The sequence below is a fragment of the Streptomyces olindensis genome (genome assembly GCF_040645895.1).
Lineage (GTDB): Bacteria > Actinomycetota > Actinomycetes > Streptomycetales > Streptomycetaceae > Streptomyces > Streptomyces olindensis.
This window is the reverse complement of record NZ_JBEYZD010000022.1, coordinates 39,488-55,728: the sequence shown is the minus strand read 5'-3', so window position 1 is coordinate 55,728 and position 16,241 is coordinate 39,488. Positions and strand designations below refer to the sequence as shown.

Annotated in this window: 17 protein-coding genes; 8 read left to right on the top strand and 9 right to left on the bottom strand. The window is 73.5% G+C overall.

All coding sequences use genetic code 11. From position 1 onward, the window contains the following. The first annotated feature begins 182 nt into the window (after positions 1–182). From ABZ948_RS16630 to ABZ948_RS16620, 3 genes are read left to right on the top strand one after another with little or no spacing between them, the layout of a single operon-like run. Positions 183–806: a TetR family transcriptional regulator gene (locus ABZ948_RS16630; RefSeq protein ID WP_359760127.1), complete on the top strand. Its 624-nt coding sequence runs from the start codon at positions 183–185 to the stop codon at positions 804–806. Between the two features lie 41 nt (positions 807–847). Then, the gene (locus tag ABZ948_RS16625) at positions 848–2,863 is read left to right on the top strand and encodes a HelD family protein (protein WP_359760125.1); all 2,016 of its coding nucleotides are present in this window, start codon (positions 848–850) and stop codon (positions 2,861–2,863) included. Between the two features lie 24 nt (positions 2,864–2,887). Then, positions 2,888–3,532, top strand: a complete 645-nt coding sequence (locus tag ABZ948_RS16620; RefSeq protein WP_359760123.1) for an RraA family protein — start codon at positions 2,888–2,890, stop codon at positions 3,530–3,532. 30 nt (positions 3,533–3,562) lie between these two features. Here ABZ948_RS16620 and ABZ948_RS16615 read toward each other — a convergent pair whose 3' ends face one another. Further along, the gene (locus ABZ948_RS16615) at positions 3,563–4,492 is read right to left on the bottom strand and encodes an NAD(P)-dependent oxidoreductase (protein ID WP_359760122.1); all 930 of its coding nucleotides are present in this window, start codon (positions 4,490–4,492) and stop codon (positions 3,563–3,565) included. An 84-nt stretch (positions 4,493–4,576) separates the two neighbouring features. Between ABZ948_RS16615 and ABZ948_RS16610 the strand changes: the two genes are divergently transcribed. Continuing rightward, a complete protein-coding gene (locus ABZ948_RS16610) occupies positions 4,577–4,927 on the top strand; it encodes a winged helix-turn-helix transcriptional regulator (RefSeq protein ID WP_359760120.1) in 351 nt (116 codons plus the stop codon). 121 nt (positions 4,928–5,048) lie between these two features. Here ABZ948_RS16610 and ABZ948_RS16605 read toward each other — a convergent pair whose 3' ends face one another. From ABZ948_RS16605 to ABZ948_RS16590, 4 genes are all read right to left on the bottom strand, one after another. Then, positions 5,049–5,879, bottom strand: a complete 831-nt coding sequence (locus tag ABZ948_RS16605; protein ID WP_359760119.1) for a transglutaminase-like domain-containing protein — start codon at positions 5,877–5,879, stop codon at positions 5,049–5,051. Positions 5,880–5,919: 40 nt separating this feature from the next. After that, positions 5,920–7,101 (bottom strand): GDSL-type esterase/lipase family protein, encoded by a 1,182-nt coding sequence (locus ABZ948_RS16600; RefSeq protein WP_359760117.1) that lies wholly within the window; start codon positions 7,099–7,101, stop codon positions 5,920–5,922. 4 nt (positions 7,102–7,105) lie between these two features. Continuing rightward, positions 7,106–7,693 carry a TetR/AcrR family transcriptional regulator gene (locus ABZ948_RS16595; protein ID WP_359760115.1) on the bottom strand — a complete coding sequence of 196 codons (588 nt, stop codon included), beginning with the start codon at positions 7,691–7,693 and terminating at the stop codon, positions 7,106–7,108. 69 nt (positions 7,694–7,762) lie between these two features. Further along, complete coding sequence (locus ABZ948_RS16590) at positions 7,763–8,284, bottom strand: DUF2269 domain-containing protein (protein WP_359760267.1); 522 nt, start codon at positions 8,282–8,284, stop codon at positions 7,763–7,765. A gap of 202 nt (positions 8,285–8,486) precedes the next feature. Between ABZ948_RS16590 and ABZ948_RS16585 the strand changes: the two genes are divergently transcribed. Next, positions 8,487–9,134: a class I SAM-dependent DNA methyltransferase gene (locus ABZ948_RS16585; RefSeq protein ID WP_359760113.1), complete on the top strand. Its 648-nt coding sequence runs from the start codon at positions 8,487–8,489 to the stop codon at positions 9,132–9,134. Between the two features lie 19 nt (positions 9,135–9,153). Here ABZ948_RS16585 and ABZ948_RS16580 read toward each other — a convergent pair whose 3' ends face one another. Beyond that, positions 9,154–9,873, bottom strand: coding sequence for a hypothetical protein (locus ABZ948_RS16580; RefSeq protein WP_359760111.1), 720 nt, complete (start codon positions 9,871–9,873; stop codon positions 9,154–9,156). Between the two features lie 153 nt (positions 9,874–10,026). Between ABZ948_RS16580 and ABZ948_RS16575 the strand changes: the two genes are divergently transcribed. Then, positions 10,027–10,392: a VOC family protein gene (locus ABZ948_RS16575; protein ID WP_435857516.1), complete on the top strand. Its 366-nt coding sequence runs from the start codon at positions 10,027–10,029 to the stop codon at positions 10,390–10,392. Here ABZ948_RS16575 and ABZ948_RS16570 read toward each other — a convergent pair. Next, positions 10,385–11,917: a VWA domain-containing protein gene (locus tag ABZ948_RS16570; protein ID WP_359760107.1), complete on the bottom strand. Its 1,533-nt coding sequence runs from the start codon at positions 11,915–11,917 to the stop codon at positions 10,385–10,387. The two genes, ABZ948_RS16575 and ABZ948_RS16570, sit on opposite strands and share 8 nt — an antisense overlap. Positions 11,918–12,267: 350 nt before the next feature. Further along, positions 12,268–13,458, bottom strand: a complete 1,191-nt coding sequence (locus tag ABZ948_RS16565) for an AAA family ATPase (protein ID WP_359760105.1) — start codon at positions 13,456–13,458, stop codon at positions 12,268–12,270. Positions 13,459–13,736: 278 nt separating this feature from the next. Between ABZ948_RS16565 and ABZ948_RS16560 the strand changes: the two genes are divergently transcribed. After that, the gene (locus tag ABZ948_RS16560; protein WP_359760103.1) at positions 13,737–14,570 is read left to right on the top strand and encodes an NAD(P)H-binding protein; all 834 of its coding nucleotides are present in this window, start codon (positions 13,737–13,739) and stop codon (positions 14,568–14,570) included. Positions 14,571–14,635: 65 nt separating this feature from the next. Here the strand turns inward: ABZ948_RS16560 and ABZ948_RS16555 are convergent, their stop codons facing one another. Further along, entirely contained in the window at positions 14,636–15,004 is a 369-nt protein-coding gene (locus ABZ948_RS16555) for a winged helix-turn-helix transcriptional regulator (RefSeq protein ID WP_435857514.1), read from the bottom strand. A gap of 198 nt (positions 15,005–15,202) precedes the next feature. Between ABZ948_RS16555 and nadC the strand changes: the two genes are divergently transcribed. After that, a complete protein-coding gene (gene nadC / locus ABZ948_RS16550) occupies positions 15,203–16,096 on the top strand; it encodes a carboxylating nicotinate-nucleotide diphosphorylase (RefSeq protein ID WP_359760099.1) in 894 nt (297 codons plus the stop codon). The last annotated feature ends 145 nt before the right edge of the window (positions 16,097–16,241 follow it).

Genomic DNA, 16,241 nt, shown 5'->3' with positions numbered 1-16,241 from the left:
CATCGCGTCGACGCCCTCCTCCGCCTTGCAGCTGCACGCTCCCCCAAGCTCTCGGCTGCGCTCGAGCAGGGAGGTACCCCCATGACCCCGCTCACCGGCACTGAACAGCACCGTCACTGTCCTGCGACCTGATCCAAACGACAGGCCCTAGCGGCAGGCGGCGGGCTGCGTAGGCTCGCCCCATGAGCGAGACCGGGCTGCGTGAGCGCAAGAAGCGGCGGATGTACGAGACGGTGTCGGACATCGCCATCCGGCTCTTCCTGGAGAAGGGGTTCGACGCGGTGTCCGTCGCGGAGGTGGCGGCGGCGGCCGAGATCTCCAAGCCGACGCTGTTCCGGTACTTCCCGGCGAAGGAGGATCTGGTGCTGTACCGGATCGCCGACCACGAGGGGGAGGCCGCCCGGGTCGTGGCGGGGTCGGCACAGGCCCCCGTGGAGGCGCTGCGGCGGCACTTCCTGGAGGGGCTGGAGCGGGGTGATCCCGTGACCGGGCTCAACGACGATCCCCGGGTGCTCGCCTTCCACGGCCTCCTCTACGAGACGCCGTCCCTGGTCGCCCGGGCGCATCTGCACCAGGAGCGGTCCGAGGCCGCGCTCGCCGAGGTGCTCGGGGGTGATCTGGACGCGCGGCTGGCGGCGGGGCAGATCATGGCCGTGCAGCGGATCCTCGCGCTGGAGAACTGGCGGCGGATCGCGGCGGGGGAGCGGGCGGCGGACGTGCGGGCCGAGGCGGTGGCGGCGGCGGAGCGGGCCTTCGAGCGGCTGGCGGCCGGGCTGCCGCCGGGCCTCCCCTCCGAAACTCGGTAATAAATTTAACTCGGTCACATTTTTTGGGTACGCTCGGTGGAATGACGTCCACCGAGCCTGTCCTCCAGCACGCCCTCGACCAGGAACGCGCCCACCACGACCGCTGCCGCGAGGCCCTCACCGCGATGGTCGAGGGCGCCGGTCGACAGGTCGTCGTCGGCGAGGACGTCTCGGCGTCCGGTGCCGACGCCGAGGTCCTCGGATACCAGCTGCGCAGCAGGGCCAAGGCGCTGCGGGAACTGCCCGAGGGGCCCCTGTTCTTCGGGGCGCTGCGGGGCGAGCAGGGCGAGCTGCACATCGGGCGGCTGCGCATCTCCGAGCACCCGGCCGAGCCGCCCCTCGTCGTCGACTGGCGCGCACCCGTCTCGCGCGCCTTCTACCAGGCCTCCGCCCGGGACCCGCAGGGCGTCGCCGTACGCCGGAGGTTCGGGTGGGCGCCCGGCAGCCGGGGCGACTCCGCCGACCTCACCGGCCTGGAGGACGAACACCTCGGGCAGGGGGAGAGCCGGGCCAGCGAGATCGTCGCCCGGGAGATCGAACGGCCCCGGGTCGGGCCCATGCGGGACATCGCCGCGACCATCCAGCCCGAGCAGGACGACCTCGTCCGCGGGGACCTCGCGCTGTCGGTGTGCGTGCAGGGCGCGCCCGGCACCGGCAAGACCGCCGTCGGCCTGCACCGGGCCGCGTACCTGCTCTACACGCACCCGCAGCGCGTCCGGCGCGGCGGCCTGCTGATCCTCGGGCCCAACCGCACGTTCCTGTCGTACATCGCGGAGGTCCTGCCGGCCCTCGGCGAGACGGGGGTGCGGCAGTCGACGCTCGCCGAGGAGATCGCCCGGTGGCCGGTCCGCGCCGTGGACGACGAGGCCGCCGCCGTCGTCAAGCACGACGCCCGGATGGCCGGGGTGCTGCGGCGGGCCCTGTACGCGAGGGTGCGCCCGGAGGGGGCGGGTGAACTCGCCGTGCCGGACGGGTCGTACCGGTGGCGGGTGCGGGCGGAGGAGCTGGCGCGGATCGTGCGGGACGTACGGGAGGAGGAACCGCCGTACGGGGTCGGGCGGGAGCGGGTGCGGGCGCGGATCGTGCGGTGCCTGCGCGAGCAGGCCGAGCGGCGGGCCGGGCCGCCCCCGAACGCCTGGGTGCGCCGGGTCGAGCGGGCGCGGCCGGTGACGGCGTGCCTCGACGCCGTCTGGCCGCGGGTGCGGCCCGAGGAGGTCGTGGCGGAACTGCTCGGCGACGAGGCGGTGCTGGCGTCGGCCGCGGACGGGCTGCTGGACGCCGCCGAGCGGCGGGCGCTGCTGTGGGGCGGGCGGCCGCGGTCGTGGAAGTCGGCGCGCTGGTCGGCCGCCGACCTGGTGCTGCTCGACGAGGTGGCCGGGCTGATCGAGCATCCGGAGGGGTACGGGCACGTCGTCGTCGACGAGGCGCAGGACCTGTCCCCGATGGAGTGCCGGGCCATCGCCCGGCGGGCGCCCTTCGGGTCGCTGACGGTGCTGGGCGATCTGGCGCAGGGGACGACGCCGTGGGCGGCACGCTCCTGGCGCACGGTCCTCACGCATCTGGGGAAGCCGGACGCGGCCGTGGTCGAGCTGACCACCGGCTTCCGCGTGCCGCGGGCGGTCGTCGGGCTGGCCAACCGGCTGCTGGAGCGGCTGGACGTGGACGTGCCGAAGGCCCGCTCGCTGCGCGGGGACGGCGAGTTGCGCATGCGGGAAACCGCTTTGGACGCGGTGCCGTCGGCGGTCGTGGACGCCGTACGGGACGCGCTGGGGAGGGAGGGCTCGGTCGGGATCGTCGCCGCGGACGCCGACGTGCCCCGCGTGCGGGCGGCCCTCGACGCGGCCGGGATCGCCGCCGCGGGCCCGGAGGAACTCGGCGCGCGGGTCTCCCTCGTGCCGGCGAGCGTGGTCAAAGGCCTGGAGTACGACCAGGTCGTGGCCGTCGAACCGGCCGCGATCGCCGAGGCGGAGGAGCGGGGGCTGCACCGGCTGTACGTGGTGCTGACACGGGCGGTGTCGCGGCTGGAGGTCGTGCGGGGAAAGCCGCTGCCGTTCTGATCAGGGGCGGCTAGTGTGCGTCACATGGCTGACGTAGACGTGTTCTCGGACATACCCACGACCACGCTGGCCGATCTGCTGGGCCGCGGGCAGGTGATGGACATCGGGATCCGGCCGTTGTGGGGGCCGGTGCCGAGGGTGGCCGGGCCGGCCTTCACCGTGCGATGTCCGCCCGGGGACAACCTGATGCTGCACGCCGCGATCTACCGGGCCGCCCCCGGCGCGGTCATCGTCGTGGAGTCGGGCGACCTGGACTACGCCCTGGCCGGCGGCAACGTCTGCGCCGTCGCCCAGCGCCGGGGCGTCACCGCGTTCGTCGCCGACGGGCTGATCCGCGACCTCGCCGAGGTGCGGGAGGCCCGCTTCCCGGTGTTCGCACGCGGCGTCATCCCCATCCCGGGCACCAAGTCGGCCGCACGGCCGCTGAACGAGCGGGTGCGCTGCGGCGGTGTGTCCGTCGACCCGGGCGACGTCGTCGTGGCGGACGAGGAGGGCGTCGTGGTGGTGCCCGCCGCCCGTCGCGAGGAGGTCCTGGCGGCGGCCCGGGCGAAGCTGGCGAAGGAGGCCGAGGAGACCCTGGACGCCTGGGAGTCGGCCCACCGGGCGAAGGTCGACGGCATCCTGAGGGGGCAGGGGTTCGAGGACGTCCAGGGCGGCGTCCGGGGCTGAGGGGGCCCTGCCCCACGCCCCGGCCCGGTCTCACCGTCGTCCGATGACCTCCGCGATGCGCAGGAAACCGTCCTCCCCGTGGCCGAGCCCGATGGTCCGGCGGGCCATGCCCTCGGCGGCGCGCATGACGCCGGCGTCGATGCCGTGCTTCTCCGAGACGTGGACGATGTGCGCCATGGACGACGCGGCCGACGTCAGCGGATTGTCCTCGCCGGTGTAGATGCCGGCGTCGACGTCCGCGGCGGCCTCCGCGAAAGCCGGCGGCAGGATCGCTCCGATGCCCTGGGCGAAGGGCGCCAGTTCGGTCGCGGAGACGCCCTCGGCCCGGGCCACCGCCAGGGCGTGCGCGTAGCCCGCCATCGCGGTCCAGAAGATGTCGAGCAGAGCGATGTCGTAGGCCGCGGCCCGGCCCGGATCCTCGCCCAGGTGGGTGTGGGAGCCGCCCAACGCCTCGCGTACGGGCGCCAGTTCCTCGTAGAGGGGGGCCGGTCCGCTGTACAGGAACACGGCGTCGGGGGTGCCGATGGTGGTGGTCGGCGTCATGATCGCGCCGTCCAGGTAGCGGACCCCGTGCCGTGCGGCCCAGTCGGCGGTGTCCCGGGCCCTGGCCGGGGTGTCGGCCGTCAGGTTCACGACCGTCCGGCCCTTGAGGGCGGTGGCGACCTCGTCCTGACGCAGGACGGCGTCGACGGCGTCGTAGTTCACCACGCAGACGACGGTCACCTCGCTCGCGGCCACCGCCTCCGCCGCCGACGCGGCGCCCGCCGCACCGCGGTCGAGCAGCTCCCGGTCCCGGCCCGGGGTGCGGTTCCAGACCGTGGTGCGCAGGCCCGCCGCCACGAACGCCCCGGCCAGGGCCCGGCCCATCGGGCCGAGACCGAGGACGGTGACCGTGCCGGCGCGCTCGGCGAGCGGGTGGCCGGAAAGCTCCGTGGACGAGGACGTGCTGTACGTGGACACGCTTGAAACTCCTTCGGAAGCGATGACCATGGACGGACCGTGACTGTCGAGTGCGGTGACCATGGATGACGAAGAGGGGCGAGGATGACGCGCCGGCGCCAGGATCCGAACGTCTGCGGAGTGACGGCCGCGATCGCCGTGATCGACGGCAAGTGGAAGACGGCCCTGCTGTGGCTGCTGGAGTCGGGCCCGCGCCGCCCGGGCGAACTGCGCCGGCAACTGCCCGGCCTCACCGAGAAGGTGCTGACCGAGGCGTTGCGGGAGATGACGGCGGACGGGCTGGTGCACCGGGAGGTCTACGACGTCCTGCCGCCGAAGACGGTCTACTCCCTGACCCCCTTCGGCCGCGAACTCGCCGAGGCCCTGGCCCCGTTGTCCGACTGGGGCCACCGCCGCCTGGAGAAACTGACGGAGGCCACCCGCCCGGCCTCCTGATGAGCACGTCACCCCCGTCCCGTCCCGCTCCGGCGCCTCCCCGGCCGCCCTGCGACAAGCTTGGCCCGGAGCCGGGGCCGCTGCCCAGTACCCACAAAAAAGTGGGTGTCGGCGAGGCTGCCTACGGGAGGAGGTGCCGCGGCACGGCGAAGTGCGGGTCCGTGAACAGGCGGGCCAGGGCGGCCGGGTCGTCGGCGGCACAGGTGGCGGCGAGGGTGTCGATGCGGCGGTCGTAGTCGGGACCCGTCCGGCCCTCGTAGGCCTCGGCCATGCGGCCCCACTCGTCCCAGTTGAGCATCTCGTGCTTGCAGAGGGCCGCGAGGTCGCGGACGGCGTTGCCGCTGATCTCGTGGGGGCCCCAGGCGTGGTCGGTGCCGGCCACGCCGTAGCGGCCGGGGTCGATCAGGCCGGCGCGGTAGCGGGTCCAGGCCTCGCCGCCGGTCAGGAACTCGCCCGGCGCGAGGTCCTCGGGGTGTTCGACGTGGCCGTTGCCGAGGTGCTCGGTGTCGACACGCACCCAGCGCTGTTCCCCCGCGTGCCAGTACTCGGTGATCCAGTGGTCGAGGCCGTGGCCCTCGGTGAAGTAGGTGCCGAAGCCGCAGCGGGCCCGGGCGGGGACGCCCCGGGCGCGGAGCAACGCGCAGGCCAGGGTGGCGAAGTGGCGGCAGGTGCCGACGACCCGGCGCTCCGGGCTGCGGGGGTGGTGCAGCGGGGCGGGGTCGAGGGCGGTCAGAGCCGCGATCAGCCCGGCGGCCGGCCGGATGTCCTTCTCGGCGATCCGGGCCTCCGGGAGGCCGAGCCGGGCGGCGTCGGACGGCTGGATGACCAGGCTCGTGACGGCGGCGCAGATTCCGGCCGGGTCGGCCGGCAGGCCCGTGAGGAGTGCCGGTTGCCCGGCCCCCAGGCGGGTGTGGGGGCCGGGGCGGGAGTAGTCGGGCGCGGTGGCGGTCATGTCCCGGGAGGGTAGGGGGCGGGTCTGACACCCGCCCTGTTCAGCCGCGTTCCGCGAAGGCTCCTCCCGGGGCGAAGGCCAGTTCCGCGAAACGCTCGCCGATGTGGTGGTGGGTGGCCGCGTCCGGGTGGACGTTGTCGGGGAGAGGGTGTTCGGCCGCGTCGGTTTCGCCGTAGAGGGCGAGGCCGTCGAGGTAGTGGAGGTTCGGGTCGTCGGAGGCGCGCAGGCGCACGATGCGGGAGAGTTCCTCGCGGATGACGCCGAGCGTGAGCTTCCCCGCGGCCTTCTCCGCCGGGTCGCCCATCGCGGCGAACCGCAGCCGGCCCTCGCTGATCCCGTCGAGGTCCGGGGCGGAGGGGCCGGGCGTGTCCTCGTGGATGGCGCAGTGGACCGGGGAGACGACCAGCAGCGGCGTGTCGGGGTGCCCCTCCCGGATCGTGTCGAGGAAACCGTGCACGGCCGGGCCGAAGACCCGCAGCCGCATCGCGTCGTGGTTGACGACGTTGATGCCGATCTTCACGCTGATCAGGTCCGCCGGGGTGTCCCGCATGGCCCGCGCGGTGAACGGGTCCAGCATCATGCTGCCGCCCATACCGAGGTTGACCAGCTCCACCCCGCCGAGGGACGCGGCGACCGCGGGCCAGATGGCCGTGGGGCCGGCGGCGTCGGAGCCCTGGCTGATCGAACTGCCGTGGTGCAGCCACACCCTGCGGCCCCGGTCCGGCAGGGGCGCGACGGGCGCGTCGGTGCGCAGCTCGACCAGCTCGGTGGTCTCGTTGTGCGGCAGCCAGATCTCGACGTCCTTCTCGCCCGCCGGCAGACCGGTGAAGCGGACCGTGCCGACCGGGCCGGGCGTGAACTCCGTCTTCCACGTGGCCATGTCGACCGTGAGGACGTTGCCGCCGGTCGCGGAGGCCTGACCGGCCGGACGGCCGTCCACGAGCAGGTCGTACCGCCCGTCCGGGCGGGGCGGGGCCCCGATGTAGTCGCGCTTGGTGCGCAGCGTGTCCAGTTCCACGGCGGTCGCGGCGGTACGGAAGGCCAGGCGTACGCCGGAGGGCTGGGATTCGGCCATGGCCAGCTGCGCGTCCGAGTTCTGGGCGCGGGCCCTGGCGGGCAGCCGGTGCGGGAGCAGGCCGTGCTCGGTGCGCTCCAGGTCGAGGGCGCCGCGCAGCAGCTCCATGGTGAGGGGGGTGGTGATCCAGTCGGACTCGGTGTGCATGGTGTCAGCCTTGGGTTTCCGTGGGGGGCGGGGGCCAGTTGCGGAGCAGCGTGTCGAGGGCGTCGAGGACGCGTACCCACGTCTCGTCGGTGTCGGGCGCGCTGTGGCTGAAGCCACCGCCCAGCTCCAGGCTCACGTACCCGTGGAAGACGCTGCCCAGCAGCCGGACCGCGTGGGTCTGGTCCGGTTCCGTCAGGTCGTAGCCGCGCAGCAGGGCCCGGGTCATCTGCGCGTGCCGGACGCCCGCGCTCGCGGCCGCGGTCGCCGGATCGAGCCGCAGCTGGGCCGCGGCGTAGCGGCCGGGGTGTTCCCGGGCGTAGTCGCGGTACACGTTCGCGAGGGCGGCCAGCGCCTCCTTGCCGGAGCGGCCGGCCAGGGCGTCGGCGGCCCGGTCGGCCAGTTCCGCGAGGGCGAGCAGGGCGATCCGGGTCTTCAGGTCCTGGGAGTTCCTCACGTGCGAGTACAGGCTCGCGACCTTGACGTCGAACCGCCGGGCGAGCGCCGAGACGGTCACCTGGTCGAAGCCGACCTCGTCGGCGAGTTCCGCGCCCGCGAGGGTCAGACGCTCCGCGGTCAGGCCCACCCGTGCCATATCGCTTCTCCCTTCTGCCTGAAGAGAGTGTGCCTCTGCCTAATAGCTTTAGGCAAATCTGCTTGGTCTTCAGGCATCCTTGAAGGCGCGCCGGGCGGGTGTCCGCAGTCGCTTGCCGCGCCTGGTCAGACCCCACGGCTTCAGGACGGAGATCACCGTCATGAAGACGTAGGCGGACAGCGAGACGACCGGCCCGAACAGCACGTCACCGGCGTCGGGCAGCGGCCCGCCCGCGGCGACGGCGGTGACCGCGGCGTTCACCCCGGGCCGCAGGGCGAACACCGTGGCCGTGGTCGTGGCGAGGGTCAGCCAGAACTTCGTCCAGACCCACCGGTGCCGGGCCAGGCCCCATGCCGTGCCGAGCGACAGCACCAGGCCGCTGAGGAGCGTGAGGAACGCGACGGGGAGCAGGAGCCAGTCGGCGAAGAGCTTCATGGCCCGGACGGACGCCTCCACGGTCACGGCGGACCCGGTGGTGGCGGCCGTGGTCCCGAGGGCGAGCAGCCCGAGCGTGAGGCCGAGCCAGCTCGCGGAGGCGGTGACGTGGACGACGAGGACGGCCCGTCGCGTCCGGCGGCTGAGTTTCGGCATCACGAGCGGCTCCCGGTTCGACCCCGCGATCGGCTTCGGGTTCTTCGGCATCTCTTTCGGTTTCGTCCGCACGCGGAACACGGTGCCGGGGCGGGGCCGCGGGGTCGTCTGACGGCGGGAGTAACCCGGCGTACTGGCGTGGGCGTACGTGCGTCCGAGGTGGTGTCGGTGCCGTCGCCCGGCCTCGGCCTAGGGTCGCGGCATGAGCGAACCTCCCCACCTCGCCGCGATCCGCGAGTCCTACGACGCCGTCGCCGCCGACTACGCGCGGCGCGTCAAGGAACCGGCCGAGCTGGACCCGGTGTCCCGGGCCATGCTGGGTGCCTTCGCCGACCTCGTACGGACCCGGGGGCCGGTCGCCGACCTGGGCTGCGGCCCCGGCAAGGTGACCGCACACCTCGCCGCGCTGGGTGTGCCGGTGTTCGGCGTGGACGTGTCGCCGAGGATGATCGAGCTGGCCCGGGCCGCCCACCCGGAACTCCGCTTCACCGTCGGCTCGATGACCGCGCTGGACATCGGCGACGGCGAACTCGGCGGCATCCTGGCGTACTACGCCACCCACCACACCCCGCCGCAGTGGCTGCCGACCGTCTTCTCCGAGTTCCACCGCACCCTCGCGCCCGGCGGCGTGCTGATGCTGGCCGGCCATGTGGGCGAGGAGGAGCACCTGCGTCCCACGCACGCGTACGGCGGCCATCCGGTGTCCTACGAGTCGTACCTGCTGCCGCCGGACCGGATCGCCGAACTGCTGCGCCGGGCCGGGCTGGAGGTCACGACCCGGATGGTGCAGGAACCGGAGGGCGGGACGAAACGGCAGGTGGGCACGTTCCTGGCGCACAGGCCGGAGTGACCGACCCGCCGGGTGCGGTTCAGGCGGTCGGGTCGTGCAGCCACACCCGCAGTGGGCCGAGTGCCTCGAAACCGTGCCGGAGGGCGGCCGCCAGGTCCTCGCCCGTCTCGTAACCGACCACGGGCAGCGCGGGGAAGAGCCGGTGGAGCGCGTGCAGGACGAGGGGCCAGGCGGTGTCGGGCCCGCCGTCCCGTCCGAAGACGTTGGAGACGCCGACCACGTGCTCGCCGCGACGGGCCACCGCTCCGGCGACCACCCGCCCGTCGGCGGAACGCCCGGCCAGCACGAAGACGTCCGGGTCGGTGAGCAGCCCGGCCCGGAAGAGGTCCGCGTGGCCGGCGCCGTCGTCCCAGGCCAGCGCCCAGGCACGCAGCGTCGCCGGATCGCCCGCCACCTCCCACCCGAGCTCCGGAGCCACGGCGGGCGGCCCGGCCGGCCGGTGGATCCACCGCGCCTCGAACAGCACCCGGAACCCCGCCTCCGTCAGATCGAGGTCGGCGAAGCTGTCCTTGACCGAGGCGCCGGGCGACGCCAGGTCGATCCGGGCCGTGAGCCTCTCCGGGTCGGCGCCCGGGACCAGCGTCACCGCGTCGGGGTAGAAGAGCGGTGCACGCGCCGCGGCGGACCAGGCCTCCTCCCGGAACTCCCCGGTGACGCCGTGCGCCCGGCACATCGCCGCGCACCACTCGGCGTTGTCGCGGGCGGCGGCCCGGATGAGGAAGCGGTGTGAAGTCGTCACGAGTGCGGATCATGGCCGGGGGTGCCTGGCACGTCGAGTGAATTACGGCAATGGGCCCGGGGTCCTGGGGCCCCGGGGTGGTGGGCGGTCGCTTCTAGGGTGTGCTCGCGAGAGTTCCCGACGAACCGGCCCGAAGGCGGCGTGCCCGTGCACATGAAGCTGAGCGCGATCACCCTGGACTGCCCCGACCCGCTCGCCCTGGCGGCGTTCTACCAGCAGGCCACCGGCCTGGCGCCGCACCCGGAGTCGAACGCCGACTTCGCCGCCCTGGACGGCGCGGAGGGGCTCACCCTCGGTTTCCAGCGGGTCGACGACCACCGGCCGCCGAGCTGGCCCGACCCGGCGGTCCCGCAGCAACTGCACTGCTGCTTCCGGGTCGTGGACCTGGACGAGACGGAGGCCCGGCTGCTGGAACTGGGCGCGGGCAAACCGGAGCGGCAGCCGGACGAGGACAGGTGGCGGGTCCTCACGGATCCGGCCGGGCACCCCTTCTGCATCGTCGGCGGCCTGGTCAGATGAGGCGGAACAGGTCGGCGGCGGCGTGCACGTCGGCCAGGTCCTCGACACCGCGGAGGTTGTCGCACAGGGCGTCCAGGACCGAGTCGGCCTCGGCGACGCGCGGGGCGCCGACGGCCACGCCGAACACCCGGAAGCCCAGCCGCCGCTTGGCGTCGTTCCAGCGGCGCATCCACGCCTCGGTGACACCGCAGTCGTCGTCGGTGATCATCACGATGTCTCCCCGCCCGCGGGCGGTGTCCTCGAACTCCTCCTCCAGCAGCTCCGCGGCAGCCGTCAACGGCCTCTGGTAGCTGGTGCCGCCGCCGAGGAACGTCTCCGCGAAGTCGAGGGTGTCGAGGGTCCGCGCGATGCCGGCGGGGCGGTCGGCCGGGAAGCGGAACACCTGGAGCCGGTCGGCGGCGGAGAACAGGATGCCGACGAAGTCCCGTTTGGCGTGGCGGGCCTGGTCCAGCAGGGCCAGGGCGCAGGCCTTGGCCCAGGCCTCCCGGGTGACGCCGCCCGGCCCCGCCTCGTACATGGAGTGCGAGGTGTCCACGCACGCGATGATCGCGCCCCGGCCGGTGGCCTGCTCGCCCTGGCTGTCGTAGAGCATCAGCTCCCCGGCGGCGTAGCGCGCGGCGAACACCGCGCGCAGTTCGGGCGAGCCGAGGCAGGCCAGTTCGGAGGGGATGACGCGGGAGAGGTCGTCGCCGAGCGTGACGCCGACCAGTTCCCCGGTGGCGTTCTCCACCTTGCGGGCGCGCTCGCCGTCGGCCATCTGCCGGAAGCGGCCGATCAGGTCGGCCCAGCGGGCGAGCCGGCCGGTGCGCAGCCGTTCGGCCAGCCGGGCGCGCTCGTCGAACGGCATCCGCTCCAGCTCGCCGGACCCGACGCCCCAGGCCCGCATCAGCGCGGTCTCTCCCCGGACGGCCTCGGCGGCCTTCGCCGCCGCCGTCCGCACGGCGGCGCGGATGCCGGGGGCCGCTGTCGCGAGGGCCTGTTCGGCGTCCTGGTGCGCCTGCCGCGCCCGGGCGTCGGCGGCCTCGGCGGCCCGGATGGCCTGCCGTACGGCGTCGGCGGCCGCGGGTGGCACGGTGCCGTCCTCGTCGGCCCGGTCGGCGGCCTGCCCCAGCGCCTCGCTCACGGCGTCCGCCGCGACGTCGGCGTCCCGCCGCGCCTCGTGCGCCCGCCCGGCCTGCTCCCGGGCCCGGCGGGCTCGGTCCAGCAGGTCGCGCAGGGCGCCGGACAGGGCGAGCACGGCCAGGGCGGCGGCGTAGGGGTCGCCGGCCGTCTCGCGGTGCAGTTCGGCGAAGCGGGGTGACTCCACCAGGGAGGTGACGATCCGGTGGTCCACGAGCCGGGCCGGGTCCATCTCGGCGCTGTCGCGCAGCCGGGGCCGGGCCTTGTAGGCGGCCAGGAACACGTCGGTGAGAAGCTCCATGGCGTGCGGGCAGCGCTCGCCCAACTCCTCGGCCAGCTCGCGCAGTCCGGCCGACTGCGCGTAGGTGTCGTGCCAGGTGATCCGGTCGAAGGGGTCCGCGACCACGACCGCGGTGTACCGCCCGGGACCGGCAGCGGCCGGGCCGAGCCCTGTCCCGCCCGGGTTCGTCGGCTGGTCGAGTCCGTCGCGTCCGAGTTGTGTCGGGCTTGGGTTCGTCGGCTCGTCGGGTCCGTCCTGGTCCGGCCCTGTCTCGCTTGGGTTCGTCGGCTGGTCGAGTCCGTCGTGGCCGTGTCGCGTCCCGCCCGGGTTCGTCGGCATGTCGAGCCCGTCCCCGTCCAGCCGCGTCCCGCTTGGGCTCTCCGGCTCCTCTAGCCCATCCCGGCCGAGCCATGTTCCGCCCCGGCTCTCCGGCTCGTCGAACCCCTCCCGTCCGCTGCTCGGCGCTTCGCCGGTCGTCACAGCCGGTCCTGCAGCATGCTCGCGTCCATGCCGAGGGCCTCGGTGAGGACGCGGGCGCGGACGGCGCGCTGGCGGCCGGTGACCCGGTCGATCGCGGCGGTGGAACGGCCGGCGCCCGCCGCCTCCGCTCGGAGCTTCTCCAGCCGCTTGCCCGCCATGGCGAGCTGGTGGTGCGCCTTCTTGATGACCCATTCGCTCAGCGCTTCGCGGGACTGCCCGGCCATGGCGTCGAGCTGGGCCTCCAGCTCCTCGATGGTGTCGGCCAGGTCGAGCGCCTCCTTGGCGTCGGGGTTGACCAGGTGCAGCACCTCGCGTTCGACGGCGGGGCGTTCGGCGGGGGAGTTCCACAGCACGTGGGTCAGCACGGACAGGTCGGCCTCGGCGACCTCCGGGCGGCCGTCGAGGTACGCGGACGCCTGGAGCAGGCCGACCGCCTGCCGCCAGCGGCGGTCGGAGGCGACGAGTTCCCTGCGGCGCAGGGCGGCCCGCAGCGTGCACACCGCGTCCACGATCGCGTCGGGGACGTCCACGGCCGGGACGGCTTCGGCCACGGCGTGCCGCAGCGCGGCGAGGCTGACGGTGGTCCGTCTCGGTGCCGCCGGGCGGCTGACGGCGGAGCGCACCAGGGCGGCGAAGTTCGCGGGGTCCTCCAGGTAGCCGACCTCGATCCGCACGAGCAGCCGGTCGTAGATCGCGGCCGCGTCCTCCTCGGCGGGCAGTTCGTTGCTCGCCGTGATGGCCCCGATGAGGGGGCAGCGGATCGGCTCGCCGCCGTTCTCGGGGTGGTAGATCCGCTCGTTGAGGTAGCCGAGCGTCTCGTTCAGCGCGGCCGTGGAGCACTTGAAGATCTCGTCGATGAACGCGACGTGCGCGGTGGTGGCGCGGCCGTCGTAGACCTGGCGGTACTCGCCGCGGGCCAGCGCGGCGACGTCGATGGGGCCGAACATCCGCGTCGGCGCGGTGAACTTCGACAGCAGGATCTCCCAGTAGGACGCCCCCTCGATCCGGCCCGTCAGCTCCCGGGCCAGCTCGGACTTCGCCGTCCCGGGCGGACCGAGCACCAGCGAGTGCTGCCCGGCCAGCAGCGTCACCACCAGCGTCCGCACGACGTCGTCCCGCTCGTAGAACCGCTCCGACAACTCCTCCACGACCGCCCGCAGCCTCTCGGCGGTGTCCTGCGCGTCCATCACCAACTCCTTGCCCGCGACTCCCCGTTGGGCCACCGGACGGCCCTTCCCCCGAAGCTACTGTCCCGTCCGGACGAGTCCGGGCGCCTCGGGCCGATTCGTGTGCCTCGGGCAGATTCATGTGCCTCGGTGGCGGGCCGCACGGAGGAGAGTCGCTCGCGAGCGATGACTTCGCCGGCGCGTCGTCCCGAGCAGCACGGCTTCCTTGACCCCAAGCGAAGTTGAGGTCTTAGCGTGCCGTGGACGTGATCACAGGCTGACGGCAGGAAGAGACCACGATGATCCTCGTGACCGGCGCGACCGGGAACATCGGAAGTGCGCTGCTGAGGGAGTTGCACGAGGCCGGTGCCGCACCGGTGCGCGCTCTGACTCGGGATGCGGGACGGGCCTCATTCCCCGAGGGGATCGAGGCTGTCGAGGGTGATCTCGCGCAGGCGGATTCCCTGAAGGCCGCGCTGGAGGGAGTGCGCTCGCTGTTTCTGTTGTCGGGCATGGGCGCGGAGGCGGAGGTCCTGGCGGCTGCCCGGCAGGCAGGCGTGGAGCATGTGGTGCTCGTGTCGTCGATCACCGTGCAGACTCATCCGCATCTGCCCGCGGCCGGCGAGAACCTGGCCGTGGAGCGGCTGCTCAAGGACAGCGGCATGGCCTGGACCGTGCTGCGGCCGACGCAGTTCGCCTCGAACACGCTGTGGTGGGCGCAGTCGATCCGCGAAGAGGGCGTGGTCCGAGCGCCGTATGCGGACATCGGTCTCCCGGCCATCCACCCCGCGGACATCGCGGCGGTGGCCCGTGCGGCGCTGACCGAGCCGGGCCACCAGGGGCAGACGTATGCGTTGACCGGGCCGGAGCGCATCACGGTCCGACGGCAGGTCGCGGTCATCGCCGCGGCGTCGGGACGGGAGGTGGCCTGCATCGAGATCAGCCGGGAGGAAGCCCACCGGCAACTCGCTCCCCTCCTGGGAGACGAGACCGCGGATGCCGTCCTCGACTTGATGGGCGGGGACGTCAACGAGGAGTTGCTGACGGTGCGCGACACCGTTCCCCGGGTCACCGGGTCCGCGGCCAGGTCGTTCCGGCAATGGGCGTCGGAGCAGGGTGCCGCCTTCCGCTGAGGCCGCGTCGAGACTGAGCACGGTAGGTGTCGTCATCTTCCCTGCCTCCGATCCGAGGCGGGGTGTCAGTCCGCGGAGCCCCTCTCCGGCGTCCCGTCGCCCATGGTGTCCGGATGTGAGACGCGGCCGGCGGACTGGTCGTCGGTGTGGTCCGCCCCTTGGGGGTCGATCGTGGCCGCCCAGCGTTCCGCCCAGCGGACGAGGGGGTTCAGGGCGTCGCGCGCCTCGTGTCCCAGCGGGGTGAGCTCGTAGCGGCTGTCCGGTAGTTGGTGAATCACCTGGGCATCCAGCAGTTCGGTCAGGCGCTGCCGCATCACGCTGGAGGACATGTCGTCGCACCGCTTCTGCAAGGGGCGGAATCCAAGCGGACCCCCGCGAAGCTCCCACAGGATGCGCAGACTCCACCGCCGCCCGAACAGATCGAGTGCGGCCATGAGAGGGCGGCCGGTGGTCGAGCCGCGAACAGGGCTGCCGGGTCGGGGTGTTGCCATGTCGGGATGTCCAGCTCTGGAGGGTTGATGCTTCGAATTCCGACACGCTAGCATCGGTGACCGCTTCGGAAATCGAAACGGGGGAGACGGGTGACCGGCACGCCGCCATCAAGCCGACGTCCACTCAGAGCCGGAGACCAGATGACCACGACCGAGTTTCCCTCTGCGGCAGCACGGACCGCCGTCGCTGCCGCTCTGGCCGAGGACGCGTCAGGGAAGGACATCACCACCGAGTGGAGCGTTCCCGAGGACCTGGCGGCCACGGCCGAGATCCGCACCCGGCGCAGCGGCATCGCCGCCGGCCTCCCCGTGGTCACCGAGGTCTTCGCGCAGGTCGACCCCGAGGTCAAGGTCGAGCCGGCCGTCGCCGACGGCGCCCGGCTGGCCGACGGCCAGGTCCTGGTGCACCTGTCCGGTCCGGCGCGCAGCCTGATCACCGGGGAGCGTACGGCGCTGAACTTCCTGCAGCGCATGTGCGGCATCGCGACGCTGACCGACCGCTACGTCCAAGCCGTGGCAGGGACCGGGGCGCGCATCCTGGACACGCGCAAGACGGCGCCGGGCCTGCGCGCCCTGGACAAGTACGCGGTCGCCGCCGGCGGCGGCCACAACCACCGCCTCGATCTCGCGGCGATGGTCCTGCTCAAGGAGAACCACATCGCCGCGGCGGGCGGGGTGACCGCCGCGATCGAGGCCGTCAGGCGCGGGATGGCGCGCACCGGGCAGACCGTGGAGAGCGATGTCGAGGTGCAGACCGTCACCCAGGCCGTCGAGGCCCTCGACGCCGGAGCCCGCTGGATCATGCTCGACAACATGCCGGTGGCCGACATCGAGCGGGTCGTGAGGCTCCGGGACGGGCGGGCCGACGCTTCCCGGATCCTGCTGGAGGCCTCGGGCACCATCCGCCTGGACACAGTTCTCGCCATCGCCGGGACGGGCGTCGACCTCATCTCGGTCGGGGCGTTGACGCACAGCGCGCCCGCACTGGACCTGACCATGCTGCTGACCACGGGCCCGGTGCCATGTCCGAGGTAGCGGTCGTCGACGCGTGTCAGCAGGACGGCGCGGGTGGCGGCCCGACCGCCGTTCTGGATGACGCGCCGTCCACCGGCGAGGAGTGATGCCGCATTCCCACGGACCAACGCCCGCCACAGCGAGCCGGCGATGGATCTGAGCATAT

Bases quoted from the DNA above. Each gene is read 5' to 3' on its own strand.
- ABZ948_RS16630 (WP_359760127.1), top strand. From the start codon at position 183: ATGAGCGAGACCGGGCTGCGTGAGCGCAAGAAGCGGCGGATGTACGAG.
- ABZ948_RS16625 (WP_359760125.1), top strand. From the start codon at position 848: ATGACGTCCACCGAGCCTGTCCTCCAGCACGCCCTCGACCAGGAACGC.
- ABZ948_RS16620 (WP_359760123.1), top strand. From the start codon at position 2,888: ATGGCTGACGTAGACGTGTTCTCGGACATACCCACGACCACGCTGGCC.
- ABZ948_RS16610 (WP_359760120.1), top strand. From the start codon at position 4,577: ATGACGCGCCGGCGCCAGGATCCGAACGTCTGCGGAGTGACGGCCGCG.
- ABZ948_RS16605 (WP_359760119.1), bottom strand. From the start codon at position 5,879: ATGACCGCCACCGCGCCCGACTACTCCCGCCCCGGCCCCCACACCCGC.
- ABZ948_RS16600 (WP_359760117.1), bottom strand. From the start codon at position 7,101: ATGCACACCGAGTCCGACTGGATCACCACCCCCCTCACCATGGAGCTG.
- ABZ948_RS16595 (WP_359760115.1), bottom strand. From the start codon at position 7,693: ATGGCACGGGTGGGCCTGACCGCGGAGCGTCTGACCCTCGCGGGCGCG.
- ABZ948_RS16590 (WP_359760267.1), bottom strand. From the start codon at position 8,284: ATGCCGAAACTCAGCCGCCGGACGCGACGGGCCGTCCTCGTCGTCCAC.
- ABZ948_RS16585 (WP_359760113.1), top strand. From the start codon at position 8,487: ATGAGCGAACCTCCCCACCTCGCCGCGATCCGCGAGTCCTACGACGCC.
- ABZ948_RS16575 (WP_435857516.1), top strand. From the start codon at position 10,027: ATGAAGCTGAGCGCGATCACCCTGGACTGCCCCGACCCGCTCGCCCTG.
- ABZ948_RS16565 (WP_359760105.1), bottom strand. From the start codon at position 13,458: ATGGACGCGCAGGACACCGCCGAGAGGCTGCGGGCGGTCGTGGAGGAG.
- ABZ948_RS16560 (WP_359760103.1), top strand. From the start codon at position 13,737: ATGATCCTCGTGACCGGCGCGACCGGGAACATCGGAAGTGCGCTGCTG.
- ABZ948_RS16555 (WP_435857514.1), bottom strand. From the start codon at position 15,004: ATGGCCGCACTCGATCTGTTCGGGCGGCGGTGGAGTCTGCGCATCCTG.
- nadC (WP_359760099.1), top strand. From the start codon at position 15,203: ATGACCACGACCGAGTTTCCCTCTGCGGCAGCACGGACCGCCGTCGCT.